This window comes from Bartonella sp. TT29SHDZB, assembly GCF_042193395.1.
Classification (GTDB): domain Bacteria; phylum Pseudomonadota; class Alphaproteobacteria; order Rhizobiales; family Rhizobiaceae; genus Bartonella.
The window spans coordinates 1-530 of record NZ_JBHILQ010000185.1 but is presented as its reverse complement, the minus strand read 5'-3'; the positions used below and the strand labels follow the sequence as shown (position 1 = coordinate 530).

The window sequence follows — 530 nt, the reverse complement described above, 5'->3', positions numbered from 1 at the left end:
GAATGATCAGCATCATCTGTCTTGATAACGAAAGCCGTTAAGCGGTCATCCATCACAAGGAGTGGTACATCATAGCGTGCCTCTGCCCAACCTAGCTTTGCGCCCTTCATAGAATAAAAGCTTTGCGCTTGAATATCGGCGGTCGGATAGCCATTTTCTGTGGTGACCAAATCAATCACCAGATCATGGTTCTGATTGCCGATTTTGCAAAGATGAAAGTCAATTCCAGTGATTTGCCGTGTTTCATCGGGGGTAAAGACTTGCGCTTGTGGGTCCACTTGCGTCCAGATCTTCACTGTTGTGGTGCGTCGCATCACTTTCACATCAATCACGCCTTGACCTGTAAAAAGCCCTGTTGCAATGGTGCCCCCTTTCCCCCGTGCCACAACATTTTTTGTGCCAGCCGTAATATTTTGTGGAATCGTGAAAGCGCCCTCAAGGGTGCCCTTGCTATCGGCAATAAGGAGACTCTTTGGTAAAACATTCACACCATCAAAGGTAAGACTTTCCAAGATTTCGCTACTGCCAAA

At 47.2% G+C, this 530-nt stretch carries 1 pseudogene; it reads right to left on the bottom strand.

Annotated features, from left to right (window positions below):
- A pseudogene (locus ACFIJJ_RS10205) lies at positions 1–530 on the bottom strand (DUF4815 domain-containing protein); the annotation flags it as partial.